The sequence below is a fragment of the Gleimia europaea ACS-120-V-Col10b genome (assembly GCF_000411155.1).
GTDB classification, from domain to species: Bacteria; Actinomycetota; Actinomycetes; order Actinomycetales; family Actinomycetaceae; genus Gleimia; species Gleimia europaea_B.
Genome location: NZ_KE150266.1, coordinates 64,838 through 81,915, shown reverse-complemented (window position 1 = coordinate 81,915; position 17,078 = coordinate 64,838). Strand labels below are relative to the sequence as shown.

Sequence of the window (17,078 nt, the reverse complement as noted above, 5' to 3'; positions counted from 1 at the left end):
GGATTGGTATAAACAATGAGTTGGCTCAGTATCGTTTGGTTCATTCTCATCGCCGTCCTCTGGACCGGCTACTTGATTCTGGAAGGCTTTGACCTCGGGGTTGGTGCCCTCCTCCCGTTCGTCGCTAAGAACGACGAAGAACGCTCCCAAGCTGTGAAGACCATCGGCCCTCACTGGGACGGCAACGAAGTTTGGCTCCTCACCGCAGGTGGCGCAACTTTCGCCGCATTCCCAGAGTGGTACGCCACCATGTTCTCCGGCATGTACCTAGCGCTGTTCCTCATCCTTGTCCTCCTCATCCTGCGTATCGCAGCGATCGAGTGGCGCAAGATGATTGACTCGGTCAAATGGCGCTCCACATGGGACACCATCCACACTGTGGCTGGCTTCGGCGTTCCCCTACTGTTCGGTGTTGCATTCGCAAACCTCGTCCAGGGCATGAAGATCGAGGTCGTAGACCCGATGACCCTCGAGGCAGTATCTCCCCCGATTACCGACGAAGTGCTCGTACACTCCGTACACCACCTAACGGGCGGCTTCTTCTCGCTACTCACGGTGTTCACACTTCTTGGTGGCGCAACTGTTCTGCTTCTCGCCCTCTCGCAGGGCGCACAGTTCCTGTCGCTCAAGACTGCCGGCCCAGTACATGATCGCGCGGAGGCACTATCTTCCAAGCTCTCGATCATCGCCGCTGGCGTCACCGCGATCTGGGCGCTGTGGGCGGTAATCGCCTACGCCGGCTCCGCCTGGGCATGGCTACCGCTCGTGGTTGCCGCAATCGCCCTTATCGTGTCGGCCGCACTATCGCAGAAGGCTCTCAACAATTCGATGGGCTCGTTCCTCGCATCCTCGGTTGGAATTGCCGGCGCTGTCTCCTTCATCTTCGTTGCCATGGCACCGAACGTAATGAAGTCCAGCATCGACCCGGCGTACTCCCTCACCATCGCGCAGGCGTCGTCCTCACACTCGACGCTCGTCGTAATGTTGACCGTAGCGATCGTGATGGTACCGATCGTCCTCGCGTACACGGCGTACTCCTACTGGGTATTCCGCAAGCGCGTCTCGCCTGAAGACGTTGCAGAAAACCAAGGTCTGCTACCCAAGCAGATCCGCGTTGGAGCGAACTTCCTCAAAGGCTAGATGAAAACACCAAGATGCGGGGCTGACCAATGCACGGTCAGCCCCGCATCTCTAATATAGGATTTATATTCCACTTGAAATCGTAGGAAAGTACAGGATCGGTAAGCGTGAAACCTCTGGATAAACGATTGCTGACATACGCGGCAGCGGCCAAGAGATACATCATTTTCATCACCATTTTTGGCACGCTCACAGCAGTCCTCGTACTCGCGCAAGCAATCTCAATATCCTCAGCTATATCCCCCGTCATATCCGAAGGTAAAAGCCTGGCAGACGTCTATCCGTGGGTGATTACGCTACTTGTAATAGTGAGCGTGCGCGCCGGCTTGCTCTATCTTCTAAACTCACGCGCACACCGCGCCGCAAACGACGCCATTATTGAACTTCGTGAACAGGTGCTTGACCACGTGACCAAGCTCGGCCCGCGCTGGCTAGCTCGCAAGGGCACCGACACAATCACCCTCATAACTCGCGGCCTAGACGACCTGGGGCCATACTTCGTGTCCTACCTGCCGCAACTGCTCATGACGATGACGGTTACTCCCGTAGCACTCGCCGTCATGCTCTACTACGATTTTCTGTCCGCAATCATCGCGATACTCACCATCCCCCTCATCCCGATCTTCATGATCCTGATAGGAAAGCTCACCCAGGAGTATTCCGACCAAAAACTTAAGACTATGGAGAGGCTTGGCTCGCAACTGCTTGACCTCATCGCCGGCCTCGCCACGTTGAAAGCCCTGGGGCGCGAAAATGCGCCTAACAAACACGTACATGAGCTGGGCCAGACGCACGCGAAAACCTCCATGCAAACCCTGCGCGTTGCGTTCCTATCCGGCGCCATTTTGGAGTTCATAGCCACCCTGTCCGTTGCCCTCGTTGCTGTCGAAGTCGGAATGCGCCTGGTTTACGGCAATATTTCCCTCTACGCCGGCTTGATCGTAATCATGCTGGCACCCGAGGTTTACCTGCCGCTTAGGGAAGTTGGCAAGCAGTTCCACAACTCAGCAGACGGGGTGGCCGCAGCCAACGCAGCCTTCGAAATTCTTGAAGAGCCGGTACAGGCTACGGGGACTGTCAAGGCGCCAAACCTTACACACGAGAGCGTCCAGTTTGCAGACCTTAACGTAGCCGCGCGCGGCGCGTGGGCGCCAGCCGGACTTAACGCAACCATCCAAACCGGGAAAATCACCGCTCTCGTAGGCCCATCCGGCGCCGGAAAAACCACCACGGTCATGGTGCTTCTAGGATTGCTCAAACCCACCCGCGGACGCGTACTGATAGGCGGAACAGACCTCGCCGACATCGAACCGTCCTCGTGGTGGCAACAGCACACCTGGGTTCCTCAAGCACCCGCAATCTTGCCCGGAACAATCCACGAAAACGTCACCTTCGGCCTTGACGTTTCCCAAGACAAACTCGAGGACGCCGCACGCGCAACCGGATTTCTTGAAGTAGTGGAGCAACTCCCCACTGGGTGGGAGACTCCGGTGGGACAGGGAGGCATTGGCCTTTCGGTTGGGCAACGCCAGCGCCTTGCGCTAACCCGCGCCCTGCTTGAGCAAACCCCGTGGGTAATACTCGACGAGCCCACCGCACACCTAGATGCGCTCACCGAATCACAAGTTATCGACACCATGGTTCGCCTGCGCGACATGGGGCGGACGGTAATCGTCATCGCACACCGCAAGGCCGTAATTGACGCCGCCGACGCGATCCTAGAAGTCAGGGCGCGGCCGGCCACCAAGCAAGAGATTCAGGACTACCCGCAACTTGCGGAAAAGACTGTCGAACAGTTCTTCCTTACCGAACAGCCCCGACTGTTGGAGGAAACCCGATGAGCCTGTTCATTACCAAGCAAGAACGTGCAGCACTCAAACGGCTCATGCCTATGCTGGAAGTAAACAAGGCGCAATTCGCCCTTGCAGTATTCCTTGGTGCCCTCGGCCTTGGCGCCACCATCGGTCTGGGAGCCACATCCGCGTGGCTCATCGCTCGCGCATCACAGATGCCACCCGTACTCTTCCTCACCGTGGCCACCGTAGGGGTTCGCTTCTTCGGCGTATCAAAAGCCGTGTTGCGATACGCGCAGCGCCTCGCTTCCCACACCGTTGCCATTTACGGCATCGCTGACCTTCGCGAAAACGTGTACCGCACGCTCGCAACAAGAAAAACCGATGCCATCACCAAGCTAAAACGCGGAGACCTTCTCGAGAGAACCGGCGCGGATGTGGATGCTCTGGGAGACCTGCTTGTAAAATCAGTTCTTCCCGCCTGGATCGCGGCAGTAGCCGGTATAGGCACAGTTATCGGAATTGCGTTTTTGTCCCCCTCGGTAGCGCTAGTTTTAGCATTTTGCCTCCTACTATCTGGCGTAATAGGCCCCCTGCTCACCGCTCGCTCAGCGCGCATTGCCCAACTCGCAGAAGAAAAAGCCCGCACTGAACTGGCAAGTGAGGCCCTTACCCTCACCGACCATTACGCCGAGCTTGCGGTGTCAGGAAAAATGCAAGGCGTTCGCGACTCCATCCGCCAAACCCAGCACGATCTCACCCGCGCCAAAGATCAGGCAGCGCGCCCCGCCGCCTTCGCTGCCGCCATTGACGGTATCGCCATGGGGCTGGCAGTGGCCGGAGCAATCGTTCTTGGCATACCGCAAGTGCATGCCGGCTTCGTCTCCGCCGTTGCCCTTGCTGTACTCGTACTCACTCCGCTTTCCTCCTTCGAAGGAACCGCAGAGCTTGGACCGGCCGCCGTGCAACTCATCCGCTCCGCCCGCGCCGCAACCCGCATCGACGAGATCCTCAACACTGAAGAAACACCCAACCGTACAGACATTCCGCCCTCGCAAGTCCCCGTATTGAAAGCAGAAAACCTCTGCGTAGGCTGGCCGGACGGACCCGTAGTTGCCACAAACATCAACCTCGAACTCAAACCCGGCTCCCGGCTCGCCCTCGTTGGCCCCTCCGGCATTGGCAAGTCCACGATACTTTTCACCCTCGCGGGAATGCTGGAGCCAAAATCCGGACGCGTAACTTTGAACGGCGTAGACATTTACGGTACCGACCGTGCAGAAGTTGGGAAACGGGTCTCTTTGACCGCCGAGGACGCGCACATCTTCGCAACCTCCGTGCTGGAAAACCTCCGCGTGGCCAACCCCGCGCTAACCGAAGATGACGCTACTGCTCTACTTGACCGATCCGGATTGCATGAATGGCGCACCAACCTTCCAGAAGGTATATCAACTATCCTTGGCTCTGGTGGCACCACAGTTTCAGGGGGCGAAAGACGGCGCCTTCTTCTGGCAAGAGCTCTCGCAGCGCCGGCGCCCCTCCTCCTCATCGATGAGCCGGGCGAGCACGTCGATAACCACACCGCTGACAAGCTAATCCGTGACCTCCTAACCGTAGATGACAAAAGCCGCGACCTGGGGGTTCTTGTTGTAACCCACCGTCTCACTCCCCTAGACCAAGCGGAACAGGCAATGGTTATCTCGGCAAAGAAGGGCGAACCCGCAACCATAACCGCACGCGGCACCCACGCTGAACTCGTGGCGGGAAACAGTGCATACCGCTGGGCGCTTGCGCGCGAAGGCACTTTTGAAACCTCCAAATAGAGGCAATCGTCATGTTTGATCTTTTCCAAACCAACTCGTGCGACACCCTGGTAAACGCAACCTCATTCCTCGAAGCTGATCCCAAACTGGAAGGCAAACTCGAAGACCTGGTTCACCAGGTGTGCGCTCTCACCGAATCTGCCCACTCCATGTTCGCTGTCCAAGACGTGTGGGGATCCCCCTCACTCCTCATCTCAAATTACACGCGGTTTGAAAACATGGACGCGGCAGCAAAAACGTTTCTGCGCCTAATCGCCGCAAACATTCACCCCGACTCCCCCATCATTATCAATGAAATTAACGCCGACATTCTCCATGCCGGCACTACCCTTGATGTAAGTCGCATCATTGGCGTGCCCGTACTGCTGCGCGACCAGATACTTGGCCGTCTTGTAGTTATTGACAAGGTTGACCCATACACCGAAACCGACCTCCGTATCGTCACCCAAATCGCCAAAACCATCAGCCTCGAAATAGACGTCTCCGAACTGTCACGGCGCGTTGAGCAAGACGAACGCTGGATAGAAACAAGCCAAGCGGTGACCCAAGCCCTCTTCGATGCAAGCGAAGACGAAGGACTTGAACCTGTTATTTCCGCAATCGAAAATGGCCTTCATGTAGACACCGTTCTCATGGTCCTGCCGTCCGTGGGCGACACGTGGGTGTGCGAATCCGCCACCGGATACAAGGCCCAAGACCTGCTGGGCACGGTTTTCCCAGAGGACGGACGCGCCAGGTTTGTGCTCTTAGAAAAGGCCGGAATGGTTGTTGAATCCTTCTCTGCCGTGCCGAACGTGAAGGTCGAGCCAATGCGGGAATTCGGCCCCGCCCTCTACGCTCCCCTACTAAAACGCGACGAAGCCGTCGGCGTACTCATACTTTTACGCAAAGAAGGCGGCATTGCTTTTGACATGCCCGAACTTCGTTTTGCCGAAGGCGTAGCCATGCAAGCCGCCTTTGGCCTCGAAGTATTTGAAGCTCGCCACATTATAGAAACGACTGCGCTCACGCACGAGCGCGAACGAATCAGTGCTGACCTGCACGATTTCGCCATTCAAGAACTTTTTGCAGCCGGTATGCAAATCACCACCGCGAAAAACGAGCTTGAGAATATCAACGCCAGCGATGAGGTGAAACAGTATTTAGATGGTGCCCTTGACGCAGTTGATAACTCCGTTGCCCAGGTTCGCGCAATCGTGCAAGACCTTAAGAATGAAAACGATGGAACCAACGTATTCGAACGGATCCAGCAGGTCACTTCACTGGCGCGAAGATCGCTCGGTTTTGCCCCCTCATGTATTGTAAAAATTGATAATCAGCTCATCACCGATGTGCAAGATCCGCTCATTAAACAAGTGGAATTCTTATTCGACGACGAACTTGCCAATGACATCACCGCTTTCGTGCGCGAAGGACTCTCTAACGTAGCTCGTCATGCCCATGCTGATGCAGCTGAAGTTATTATCGATCTACACACTCAGCTTGAACCTGAAATCAAACTAGTAATAAGCGACGACGGAGTTGGGATCAACCCGAACAGGACACGAAATTCGGGGCTGGCAAATCTATACAAGCGCGTGCATAAGCATGGTGGCACAATGAGCGTTGAAAGACGGGCAGACCGTGGCACCACCCTCAAATGCGTTATGCCCGTGGCATGAAAGCGGCGCCTGTAACCACCGCAGTCTAGGGCGAGGGGTGTGTGCGCCACGGCGCTGTTTGTTGCCCGGCTGCCCACGCCATGACCTGAGTGCGCCTCTTCAAACCCATCTTTGACAGCAACGAGGTGATGTGATTCTTAACTGTTTTTTCAGAAATGCCCAGTTGCTCACCGATTTCCGCGTTCGTCATTCCCTTGGAGATCAGCCCAACAATGCGGCGCTCTGCGGGCGTCAGGGCTGCCAATATATCGCCCTCATTATCGGCCTTGCGGGTGATGATCTTCTCATCCAGTAGTACCTTGCCTTCATGAACCAAACGGATTACGCGAGTCACTTCAGCACCGCGTACCTTCTTCAGGATGAATGCCTTCGCTCCCGCGTCACAGGACTCCGCAAGCGCCTCGTCATCGTCAAAAGACGTTAGAACAACGCACTTCGTGTCCGGAAGCGCTTTCTTCACATGATTCATGATTTCGATGCCCGTACCATCAGGTAGCTGCAAATCAACCAACATCACATCAAGCGAGGTCAAGTCTGCCCTGGTTATAGCGTCTTGCACACTGCCAGCTTCCGCAACCACCTCAAACCCTTCGGTACGGCCGATAAGTTCTGTAATACCGTAGCGAACGATTTCATGGTCATCTACAACCATCACGCGGATGGTTGAGTCGGTATCTGAGTTCTTCATTGTCATCGGATCATCCTATATGAACATGGCCGTTGCTCACCACGGTTAAAGTTCGGCGAGCCGGTCCCGACGTGGCCGGGATCGGGACTGACACACGGGGCAAAAATGATGTGAACGACCCCCAATTGTCACCTTAGCAATAGACGCGCCGCAGCGCCTGCAGGGTTGGCCAGTGCGCCCATAGACCGCCAGAGAACGAGCGAAATAGCCCGGCTCTCCGGCCGTATTTACGTACAGCTCATCAAAAGAGGTTCCGCCCACCTCAATCGACCTGCGCATTACGGCCTCAGCCTCTTCTAAAATGTTGCGCAACTCATAAACTCGGACATTCTTTCCCCTGCGCTTGCCGTGCACGCCAGCTGCAAACAGCGCCTCATCCGCATAAATGTTGCCAATTCCAGAGACTACCTCCTGGTGTAAAAGAAGATTCTTCACCGGGCTTTTTGACGCGCGGATCTTCTGTACTACCCGGCCCGGATCAAACGCTGGATCCAACGGATCACGCGCAATATGAGCCGCGGACTGTGGGATCGCGTTCAAGGTGGCACCTTGACCTGCCAGCGCCCCATCCGGAGTGGGAATATAATCACATACTTCGATTCGACCGAACGTGCGTTGGTCCACGAATGAGAGCACGCGGCCGTTACTCAAAACGATTCTGGCGTGCTCGTGGCGGTAGCGCGGGCGTTCATCATCGCTTAGTCGCAGTTGCCCCGACATTCCCAAGTGAAACACGAGGGCATTCCCACTATCGAGCTCAGCCCACAAAAACTTGCCTCGGCGCGCCAGCGCCTCCACCTTTTTATCCCGGATAGCTTCTTCCAACGCCGCAGGACCACCCGGCTGGTTGCGCGCTGTGCGCTCGCCCCACACAGTTACGTTTACAGCTGTTTGTCCCACGATATGGGGAGCTAAGCCCATACGGATAGTCTCTACCTCGGGAAGTTCAGGCATTACTTGCTCCGGCTACTCGGCGCTACTCGAATCGTCTTCACGCAAGCGGAAATAGGCCGCCTTTGCTGCACTTGAGTTCGCGGTTTTCTTCGACGTGCCTTCTCCCTCGCCCATCACAACCCCACCAATGGACACTGTGGCGCTGAAAATACGCGCATGATCTGGACCCCGGCTCGTAGTTTCATACATTGGCTCCCCCAGGCCTGCCTGCGCGGTGTACTCCTGCAACGTGGTCTTGTAATCGGATGAACGCCCTAGCTCAACCGCATCTGCCAAGAACGAACGCAAATGCTCTTCAACCACTTTGCGTGTGGGCTCGAGACCATGCGACAAATACGTCGCTCCGATAAGAGCTTCAACCGTGTCACAAAGGATGGAATCGCGACCGCGCCCACCCGTCAGATTCTCCCCTTTCCCCAACAGAATGAAATCACCGAGGCCAATATTTCGGCCAACTTTTGCCAAAGTCACCTGCGAAACTATGGCCCCCCGCATGCGCGACAACTGGGCTTCGCTGCAGGTGGGGAACTTGCGGAAAAGATGTTCCGTCACGATGATCGACAAGACGGAGTCGCCCAGAAACTCCAGCCGCTCATTATGCGGCAAATCTCCCTGTTCATAGGCAAATGAACGGTGCGTCAAGGCAAGTATTAACAGTTCCGGATCCAGATGAATACGCCAGCGCCCCAACAGATCTAGAGGATCACCAACCTCCCAGTGATCCTCTCTTGATTTTTGTTTACTCACTTGTCATCCTGCTCGAGCAGTGCCGCAAGCTTAGCGAAACGCGGATCAATCACCTCGTGCATGTGGTTGCTCGGCAGATCCTCCCACTTCTTACCACACACATCGCAAAGCCCCCTGCAATCAGGCTTGCACAAAGGTTGAAACGGGAAGCTCGTCACAATCGCATCCCTAAAAATCGGCTCCAGCGCAATTTCATCATCATCCAAGACGTCGAGGTCTTCAACCCCCTCTTCGCCATGCTCCTCACGCATACGCGCAATGGCTTCGGGCGTAAAAAACATCTGCGAGACTTCCGTGGTCTCCACGCTTTCAATCGGTTCTAGGCATCGCACACACTCAGAACGCACTTGCGAGACCGCGCGCCCCGCAAACAGCACCCCCTCAACGAGGGAACGAACCGTGATGTCAACGCTCACCACAGACCCGGGAACAACCTCCATTACAACCGTGCCAAGGTCATCCGGCGCTTCCATATCAAGATGAAAACTACGCTCCTGATCCGGCTCTGCGGGCAGCGTGCGAATATCCAAGATCGCACCATTAAACTGGCGATCAGCCATCGCTAATCCCTCCAAGAAAAGTACCTAAAGCTAGATAATGTGCCCTTTTGCGCAGGGCCGCGCTGACAGATATTTTAGCGCCCAGCGCGGCGAGCCTCCTGGCGAGACTCGATTGCGTCCTGGCCGGCATGAGTCTGATGTGCAATACGATCAATCGCGATCGCAAGCGTTTCCAAAGAATCCGCGCAGTACTGATCGGCGTCCTCAGCAAGTTCCACAGCTTTTTGGTGCGCCGAGCTCACAATCTCTTCAGCGCGTTCCCGCGCCTGCACAGAAATGTTCTCCTGTGCGATTAAAGCCTCGGCCTCGCCGCGCGCCTGCTCAACGATCTGTTCGGCCTTCTCCTTAGCTTTCGTAACCAGATGCTCCGCCTCCGCTGCGGCGCGCTCACGAACAGACTCGGCATCTTCGCGCGAACGCTGCGCCAAATCATCAGCTTTTACACGCGCATCCTCAACCATGGCATTAGCCCTGGCGTTGGCCTCATTAATAGTTGATTCGGCTGCCGAATCCGCGCGTCCCATCACCGCGTCCGCATCCGCAACCACAGCGTCGGCAGCTACCAAATCATCGGGTAGAGCCTGACGCGCCTGCTCCAACAAGTCAAGAACCTCCGCCTTGTTTACCAGCACGGAAGCGCTCATCGGCAGTGCGCGCGCGATCTCAACTAGATCTTCAATCTGGTCAAGAGCCGCAATCACCGTGGAAGGGCCGTACACGTCGTCAATAGGCTGCCCCGCCTGCGCATCCTGCAGATCATCCGAGTAAATATCGCTCATGATTTGGCCCCCTTAGCCACGAATCTTAGTTTCCAATGTTTCTTGCACGCTTGCACTAACCATAGATGAAACATCACCGCCGTTAGCCGCAACTTCTTTAACAATCGTTGAAGAAATATGGGCAAGTGCCGGGTTAGTGGCAAGCAGGATCGTCTCAATATCGCCAAGCTCGCGATTAACCGTAGCCTGGGGAAGCTCAAACCCCGCATCAAGGGCGGAACGAAGCCCCTTCACAATCACGTCCACCTCGTGCTCAACGCACCACTTCGCCAGTAGCCCGTTAAGCGCCCGCACTTGCACGCTCGGAATATCAGCCGTGCTCCGCTTGGCTAGCTCTACGCGTTCCTCGATTGAGAACCAGTATTTTTTGGACAGATTATCTCCCACGCCAACAATTACTTCGTCAAAAAGGTTCGCACACCTTTTCACAATGTCGAGGTGACCGTTTGTGAACGGGTCAAAGGAGCCGGGAATTACTGCGCGTGTCATGCTTCCACGCTACCTGTTGGCATGGAAAATGTTAGGAACCACACCATGGTTTCACCCCATTTTCGACTCGATTCGCGCCGGTACGCTACTGGCCACTGCGGCTCGGGAGTGCGGGCTGACAGTTCGACCACAACAAGAGCGTCATCCTCAAGAAATCTCTGCAAATGCGCAAGCACGTTTCGTAGCTGGCCCGCATCTATGTTGTAGGGGGGATCCAGGAAAGCCAGGGTGAAAGAGTGGACGGTTTCAAACTTTGCGGCGTCAGCTCGCACCACCTGCACGTTTGAAAAACCATTCTTATTCACATTGCTACGCAGCGCTTTCACGGCAGCAGCGGAGTTGTCCACCAAAGTGACACTGGCAGAGCCTCGCGAAAGCGCTTCCAGCCCCAGCGCGCCCGAACCAGCGAACAGGTCCAACACCCTAGCACCATCAACCTCATCCCAACTTTCTAAACGAGAAAACAGTGCCTCTCTAACCCGCTCTGACGTTGGGCGCGTACCTGCGGCAGGCACATCGAGTCTGCGTCCCCCAAACGCTCCTGCAACAATCCGTGTCATACGCAAAGCCTACGCGATATCATGACCGTTCCATCCACTCAGCTGCCTCGCCCATCCGGTTCGCCGCCTGCAGTAGTTGCGGGTAATCCCTTAAATCGTTGTCCTCCTCTAGTAGCTCACCGGCGTAGGTACGCGCAGCCTCAATAATCGCCCCGTCGCGCGTCACGCGCAGTGCTTTCAAGGAAGTTCGTACACCCGATTGATTCTCGCCAAGCACGTTACCTTCCCGGCGAAGCTTCAAATCAGCCTCCGCCAACGCAAATCCATCCGTGGTCGAGGCGAACGCTTCTAAGCGTTTCATAGATTCTGGAGCCAAACCCGTGCGGTGGTGCGCCATGCAAATAGCCTGCTGGCCACCGCGGCCAACGCGTCCTCGTAACTGGTGAAGTTGAGACAATCCGAACTGCTGGGCATCCAAAATGACCATCATCGAAGCTGCGGAGATATCCACGCCCACCTCAATAACTGTTGTTGTTACCAAAATGGGAGTGATCCCGTTATCAAACCGCTCGATTGCTACAGTTTTCTCACTTGCACTCATGCCCCCGTGTAGCAAGCCAACCTTCACGCCACCCAACTGGGGCAGGATGGCGAGCATTTCGCGAGTGTCCACCACGTTAGCTAACTGCGAATCATCACCATCGGTGGAATCGATTCGCGGTGCCACCACGAACACGCGCCCACCCGCCTCAACTTCTTCGCGAGCACGCTCCCACATGCGCTTGTTCCAAGCCGCGTTCGTAGCATCAACGAGGAAAGTTTGGACCTGTTTGCGGCCCGTCGGTAACTCGCGGATGGTGAGGGCGTCTAGATCTCCAAACACCGTCATCGCGATGGTGCGCGGAATTGGGGTGGCCGTCATGGTGAGCATGTGCGGCACCATTTGCCCACCCGCGCGCAGGCGGTCGCGTTGGGAAACTCCAAAGCGATGCTGTTCGTCCACCACCACAAGACCCAGGTTGGAAAACTGTAGCGAGTCTTGAATTAGAGCGTGCGTACCCACAAATACGGCCGCCTGGCCAGAAGAGGCTAGCGCAGACACATCGCCGCGATGCTTCGACTTCGACGATCCCGTTAGCAGTTCCACCGGGACGGGCAACATTTTTGAAAGTGACACCGCGTGTTGTGCCGCAAGCACTTCGGTGGGAGCGAGGAGGGCCGCCTGGTATCCTGCATCTACGGTAGCCGTCATTGCCAAGCCAGCCACTACAGTTTTCCCCGCCCCAACATCAGCCTGCAACAGCTTTTGCATAGGGTGTTCGCCCGCCATATCCGCTAAGATCTGCCCAAGAGCCTCTTCCTGACCGCTGGTCAAGGTAAACGGTAGTTCCGCCTTGGCCTGAGCAAATGCCTGCCCCGCCTCAATACGCGGGGCTGTATCTTTCTTCGCACGCGCTCGACGGCGCAGTAAAGCTGTTTGCAAGGTCAGAGCTTCTGCCCATCTGACGGTGAGTTTTGCGCGCGTGACTTCTTGATCGGACTGCGGATCATGCAACTGAACTAGCGCGTCCGCATACGCCATAAGGTCGCGATCTTCTCGCAGCTTCATCGGAATCGGGTCGAGGACGTCACCGGGTTGTACCATCGCGGTAATAATCTTCGCCGACTTAGAGGTAAGCCAGCTTGGGCACTTCGAGTTCGCCGCGTAAATCGGGATTGGTCGATCCACACGATCCTTCGCATCGCCGCGCTCAAACCGTTCGAAATCTGGATGTGTAAGCTGGAGACGCCCTCGATACGACGACACTTTTCCTGCAAACAAGTGCGACGAGCCGGGAACCAGCATCCGCTCATGCACCGACAGCGCGCCCGGGTGGCGCGCGAAAAAAGTTGCATTAATGTTCTTGTAGCCATCCGTCAGCTCAACCGACAGCCGCACACCCCCGTTGCGGTTACGCACCATCTGCGCAGACTCCACCTGAGCCAGCAAAGTCACGTCCTCTCCCTCATGAATCGCGGCGAGCGGGGTGAGCTTACCCCAATGCCCGTAGCGGCGGGGGAAGAACATGAGTAGATCCCCTGCGGTTTCAAGCCCGAGGGAGGCGATCTTCTTGGCCGTGCGCGGCCCGAGCACGCGATCTAACGGCGAATCAAGAAGTTGTGGCTTGCTAGGAACAGAGGCACTCATCGGTTTACCAACACCACCTGCGTGCGATTATCGCGCGCATATTCCACGTACTGCGTGGCTCCACGATCATCCAGCGCCATCTCAATCGAATGGCGTAAAAGCATATCCGGTTCCGGCGCTATCATCACTACACGCTCAAGACCGTATCCAACCAACTGCTTCAGTGAAAACGACACCGCCTGCGGATCCGCTTCCTCTAGTACCGCCACGCGCGCCTTCGCCGCCCTTGCGGCCGAATCGAGAAGATCGCGAGTGATCTTGGCCGTGCGATCCCCCACCTGCGGCATGAATATGGGTGCTGCCTTCGCGGCGAGTACGCTTACCACCACGTCCGAATAAGGCGGCGTATCACTCACTACAAAAACCTCAGCAGACTTAAGCGCAAGCTTTTTCGCGCGCATCGCAACCTCGGCGGCTTCCTCATCACCTGGGACCACAAGGCTTACCCTGGAGGGAGCTGACAGCATGAGCTCAGAAATCAGCACTGCGTCTTGACGGATCGGATTCAAAATTACGTGCGCGCCAGTGGAGGCAACTTCCTCTAAGAAATGCTCATTCCGAAGCAGAGCAATAACCCGCACAGTTTCAGGCCGCTGCCATGTGGGGCGAGAAAGGTACAAAACGCCCGACTCCTCTTCTTGCACCGCCAGCTCGTCATAGCCGATTAGCTCGCCATAACGCGCATCCTTAACCACAATGTTGCGCGTCCATCCCACCTTTGGTAGCACAGCAGAAGGATCTGACGTGTCAATGTGAAACCGCCATGTGCCCATTCCAAGCTGGTCCGCACTGCCCTGCATTGAGTACCGATATCCCCGTTCATCTAGACCCGCACGAAACTCCGCTAAATCCTCTGCCATGCAGTCAAGGTGAAAATCGACGGAGAACTGCGCACCTTCGTGCGGCGATTCGGCTGTTTTCGAGATTCTCGTGGACTGCGCGAGCGAACGCATCATGTCACGGGCAACTTCAAGCGGAGCAAGCGAGTTCTCATAAACCGAGTGCAGCGCTGAAATCATCACTGCAAACACGCACGCACCTGGGTTGATCCACCCGCTTGTGGCATCAATTAGCGCATCTTGCACCACCATCGACGCGCGCCCAACCATCATGTGCGCCGCATCAATCGGATCCGGCGTATCCAACGCCACCTGCCGGGCCGCCACAGCCATCTCCATCAGCTCTGGAGCAGGTGTTGAAAACGCATCCTCCACTGTGCGCGGAAGAGAAGCCAAGAATGCGCGCATATCAATCGGCCTGACTTCATTTCCCGCCGATGTAGCAGCCAAAGCCGCAATTACACTGGTAATTAAGATGCCCACATGGCCCGCGGACCCCGCCCGCGCATACACGGTCAGCGCCTGGAGCACGGCGCCGGCCGACTCCACCTTTTCATTGGAGCGCTGCATTAACCGTTTTATAGCTGCGAATGAGCGTGCCGCGTTAGCGCCCGTGTCAAAATCCGATCCGCCAAGCGCATTCAAGTCATCCAAAAATGGGGCGAGGGTATCAAGAGCCTCGCTACAACGGTCAACAAACTGAACAATATCTTGCCCACTAAGTGAACAACGGTACTGGCTGGTCATAGTCAAATCGTCTCATAAGACACGGACAAAATAAGTGAGCTAAACCCCGCACGAAAATCATACTGTGGTCCACTAGACACAAAAACGCGCTTCGATAGTTGGCAAAGGGGCCCGCATTTCGATAGTCTAAACAGGTTGCCTGAGGTGCGCCTACCTGCGTGCCTCAGCAGTGTTCAAAATGAACAGTTGTATGAGACTTATCTAGGAATCGGAGATAAACCGTGGCTTCTAAGTGCGACGTGTGTGGCAAGGGACCCGGCTTCGGCAAGAGCGTTTCGCACTCCCACGTGCGAACCAACCGTCGTTGGAACCCCAACATTCAGCGTGTGCGTGCAGTCGTTAATGGCACCCCTAAGCGCCTCAACGTATGCACCACCTGCATCAAGAGCGAGCGCGTTACCCGCGCTATATAAGCTACCGCTCTTACTGTGTTCGCCCTCGAAAGAGGGCGAATTTTTATACCATCGGGCCCTGCTCATCTTGAATTCCTTAACAAGACGGCAACATCTTAGCTGTTGATGCAACGGGCCAGTTTGTTATCCTAGCGAATGATGATCCCAAGCTTAGGAGGACATTTGGCGCACTAATCCGTCATTTCGCGCGTGCTCCCTCGCGTATTCTCTATGGGAATTAAGGATTATTTATGTCTGACCAGAACTCTAATTCGGTGGTCTCCCCTTCTACGTCTATTTCTGAAGCGCGCAAACAAGACCGAAATGTTCGCGCCGACACGTCATTTTTTGGCCATCCTCGTGGATTGGCAGCACTTTTCAATCTGGAGCTGTGGGAACGTTTCTCATATTTAGGTTTCCAAGCTATCTTGGCTCTCTACTTCGCCGACGCTATAGCCTCAGGAGGACTAGGCTATGATCAGCAAACCGCATCTTCTGTGGTAGCAGCATACGGCGCTCTAGTTTATTTGTTGGCCCTCGTTGGTGCTTGGATAGCGGACCGAGTTGTCGGTACGTATCGCTCCGTTCTATGGGGTTCCCTCCTTATTGCCAGCGGACACATTTTTATGGGAATCCCCCGAGAATTCGCAACCTGGGTCGGTTTAGCTCTAATTATTCTCGGTACGGGCCTATTGAAGCCAAATGTCTCGACAATGGTCGGAGAGCTATACGAGCAAGGCGACAGACGGCGCGACGCAGGGTTTTCAATCTATTATTCCGGAATCAACATCGGCGCTTTCTTGGGCCCGCTCGTTGCTGGTTTTCTTGGTCAAACCTACCACTGGCACCTTGGATTCTCAGCGGCCGCAGTGGGGATGATTATCGGAATAATTTTCTTCATCCGCGGACGTTCCTCGTTTGCTGGGAAGGAAAGATCACAACGAATCCAAAACTCCTTCGAATTTGATGCAAATTTTTGGAAAACCACCGCGGCTGCTACCACAGCAATTGTAATTGGCCTCGTTTTTTTCTTCGCCACCGATGCCACTTTGGGAACGCTGGTGAACCTGGTAACCGGAGTTTCTGCGTTAGTTCCTTTTGCTTTTATTATCTGGATGGGACGTTCGGATTCTGTTACCCCTACGGAAAAACGCAATCTTTTGCCTTTTTCCTTGTTGCTTATCGCCCTCGTGGCATACAACCTCACGTACTTCCAGACAGGGAACACTTTGAATTTCCTGGCCCTGGAACAAACTTCAAACACGATCGGAGGTTTTTCCTACCCATCCACCTGGTACATATCTTTAACTGCAATCGTCGAGATCATAATGGGACCTGTTCTTGCCTGGATCTGGGTAAAACTTGGCAACCGGCAGCCTCATGTGGCTTCTAAAGTTGGCATGGGTACGATGCTGGGTGGTGTTGCATTTCTAATGGTCGCACTCGGTCAAACCTTAACCCCACGTGGCGCCCTTATGTCGAGCATTTGGATGGTCTCTTGCTATGTTTTCCTCGGGCTTGGAGATTTGATCTTGCAGACCTCCGGGATGTCCGCAACCACGAAGCTCGCACCGCGCGCATTTGCCTCTCAAACTATGGCACTTTGGTTTGCCGCAATGGCACTAGCGCAGGGTATCCAGGCACAAATCGTTAAATTCTTTACATTCGAAAATGCCGCATTTTATTTCGGTATTCAAGGAATCATCATCGTGGTTTACGCAATACTACTTATGGCTCTAACACCGTGGATGCGCAAACGTATGAAGCACGTTGTCTAG

Annotated in this window: 15 protein-coding genes; 6 read left to right on the top strand and 9 right to left on the bottom strand. The window is 55.4% G+C overall.

Going from position 1 to position 17,078, the window contains the following annotated elements; all coding sequences use genetic code 11:
* Positions 1 to 15 precede the first annotated feature (15 nt).
* The 4 genes from cydB (at position 16) to HMPREF9238_RS00370 (ending at position 6,417) form a co-directional block, all read left to right on the top strand.
* A complete protein-coding gene (cydB, locus tag HMPREF9238_RS00385; RefSeq protein ID WP_016443453.1) occupies positions 16 to 1,140 on the top strand; it encodes a cytochrome d ubiquinol oxidase subunit II in 1,125 nt (374 codons plus the stop codon).
* Between the two features lie 107 nt (positions 1,141 to 1,247).
* On the top strand, positions 1,248 to 2,981 hold the full coding sequence (gene cydD / locus HMPREF9238_RS00380; protein ID WP_016443452.1) for a thiol reductant ABC exporter subunit CydD: 1,734 nt from the start codon (positions 1,248 to 1,250) through the stop codon (positions 2,979 to 2,981).
* Positions 2,978 to 4,756 carry a thiol reductant ABC exporter subunit CydC gene (gene cydC / locus HMPREF9238_RS00375; protein WP_016443451.1) on the top strand — a complete coding sequence of 593 codons (1,779 nt, stop codon included), beginning with the start codon at positions 2,978 to 2,980 and terminating at the stop codon, positions 4,754 to 4,756. Before cydD ends, cydC begins: the two co-directional genes overlap by 4 nt.
* Positions 4,757 to 4,767: 11 nt before the next feature.
* Complete coding sequence (locus tag HMPREF9238_RS00370; RefSeq protein ID WP_016443450.1) at positions 4,768 to 6,417, top strand: sensor histidine kinase; 1,650 nt, start codon at positions 4,768 to 4,770, stop codon at positions 6,415 to 6,417.
* A gap of 25 nt (positions 6,418 to 6,442) precedes the next feature.
* Here HMPREF9238_RS00370 and HMPREF9238_RS00365 read toward each other — a convergent pair whose 3' ends face one another.
* From HMPREF9238_RS00365 to HMPREF9238_RS00325, 9 genes are all read right to left on the bottom strand, one after another.
* Positions 6,443 to 7,111 carry a response regulator gene (locus HMPREF9238_RS00365; RefSeq protein ID WP_016443449.1) on the bottom strand — a complete coding sequence of 223 codons (669 nt, stop codon included), beginning with the start codon at positions 7,109 to 7,111 and terminating at the stop codon, positions 6,443 to 6,445.
* Positions 7,112 to 7,150: 39 nt separating this feature from the next.
* On the bottom strand, positions 7,151 to 8,059 hold the full coding sequence (gene mutM, locus HMPREF9238_RS00360; RefSeq protein WP_016443448.1) for a bifunctional DNA-formamidopyrimidine glycosylase/DNA-(apurinic or apyrimidinic site) lyase: 909 nt from the start codon (positions 8,057 to 8,059) through the stop codon (positions 7,151 to 7,153).
* Positions 8,060 to 8,071: 12 nt separating this feature from the next.
* Positions 8,072 to 8,806, bottom strand: a complete 735-nt coding sequence (gene rnc / locus HMPREF9238_RS00355) for a ribonuclease III (protein WP_016443447.1) — start codon at positions 8,804 to 8,806, stop codon at positions 8,072 to 8,074.
* Entirely contained in the window at positions 8,803 to 9,366 is a 564-nt protein-coding gene (locus HMPREF9238_RS00350) for a YceD family protein (RefSeq protein WP_016443446.1), read from the bottom strand. The genes rnc and HMPREF9238_RS00350 overlap by 4 nt, the downstream gene beginning before the upstream one ends.
* Before the next feature lie 74 nt (positions 9,367 to 9,440).
* The gene (locus HMPREF9238_RS00345) at positions 9,441 to 10,145 is read right to left on the bottom strand and encodes a hypothetical protein (RefSeq protein ID WP_016443445.1); all 705 of its coding nucleotides are present in this window, start codon (positions 10,143 to 10,145) and stop codon (positions 9,441 to 9,443) included.
* 12 nt (positions 10,146 to 10,157) lie between these two features.
* Positions 10,158 to 10,634 carry a pantetheine-phosphate adenylyltransferase gene (gene coaD, locus HMPREF9238_RS00340; protein WP_016443444.1) on the bottom strand — a complete coding sequence of 159 codons (477 nt, stop codon included), beginning with the start codon at positions 10,632 to 10,634 and terminating at the stop codon, positions 10,158 to 10,160.
* Positions 10,631 to 11,194: a 16S rRNA (guanine(966)-N(2))-methyltransferase RsmD gene (gene rsmD, locus HMPREF9238_RS00335; RefSeq protein ID WP_016443443.1), complete on the bottom strand. Its 564-nt coding sequence runs from the start codon at positions 11,192 to 11,194 to the stop codon at positions 10,631 to 10,633. The genes coaD and rsmD overlap by 4 nt, the downstream gene beginning before the upstream one ends.
* A 19-nt stretch (positions 11,195 to 11,213) precedes the next feature.
* Positions 11,214 to 13,322 (bottom strand): ATP-dependent DNA helicase RecG, encoded by a 2,109-nt coding sequence (locus HMPREF9238_RS00330; protein WP_016443442.1) that lies wholly within the window; start codon positions 13,320 to 13,322, stop codon positions 11,214 to 11,216.
* Positions 13,319 to 14,908 (bottom strand): hypothetical protein, encoded by a 1,590-nt coding sequence (locus HMPREF9238_RS00325; RefSeq protein ID WP_016443441.1) that lies wholly within the window; start codon positions 14,906 to 14,908, stop codon positions 13,319 to 13,321. The genes HMPREF9238_RS00330 and HMPREF9238_RS00325 overlap by 4 nt, the downstream gene beginning before the upstream one ends.
* Positions 14,909 to 15,129: 221 nt before the next feature.
* On the opposite strand from HMPREF9238_RS00325, the gene rpmB reads away from it, so the two are divergent.
* Complete coding sequence (rpmB, locus tag HMPREF9238_RS08720) at positions 15,130 to 15,321, top strand: 50S ribosomal protein L28 (protein WP_072341093.1); 192 nt, start codon at positions 15,130 to 15,132, stop codon at positions 15,319 to 15,321.
* A gap of 230 nt (positions 15,322 to 15,551) precedes the next feature.
* A complete protein-coding gene (locus tag HMPREF9238_RS00320; RefSeq protein ID WP_016443439.1) occupies positions 15,552 to 17,078 on the top strand; it encodes a peptide MFS transporter in 1,527 nt (508 codons plus the stop codon).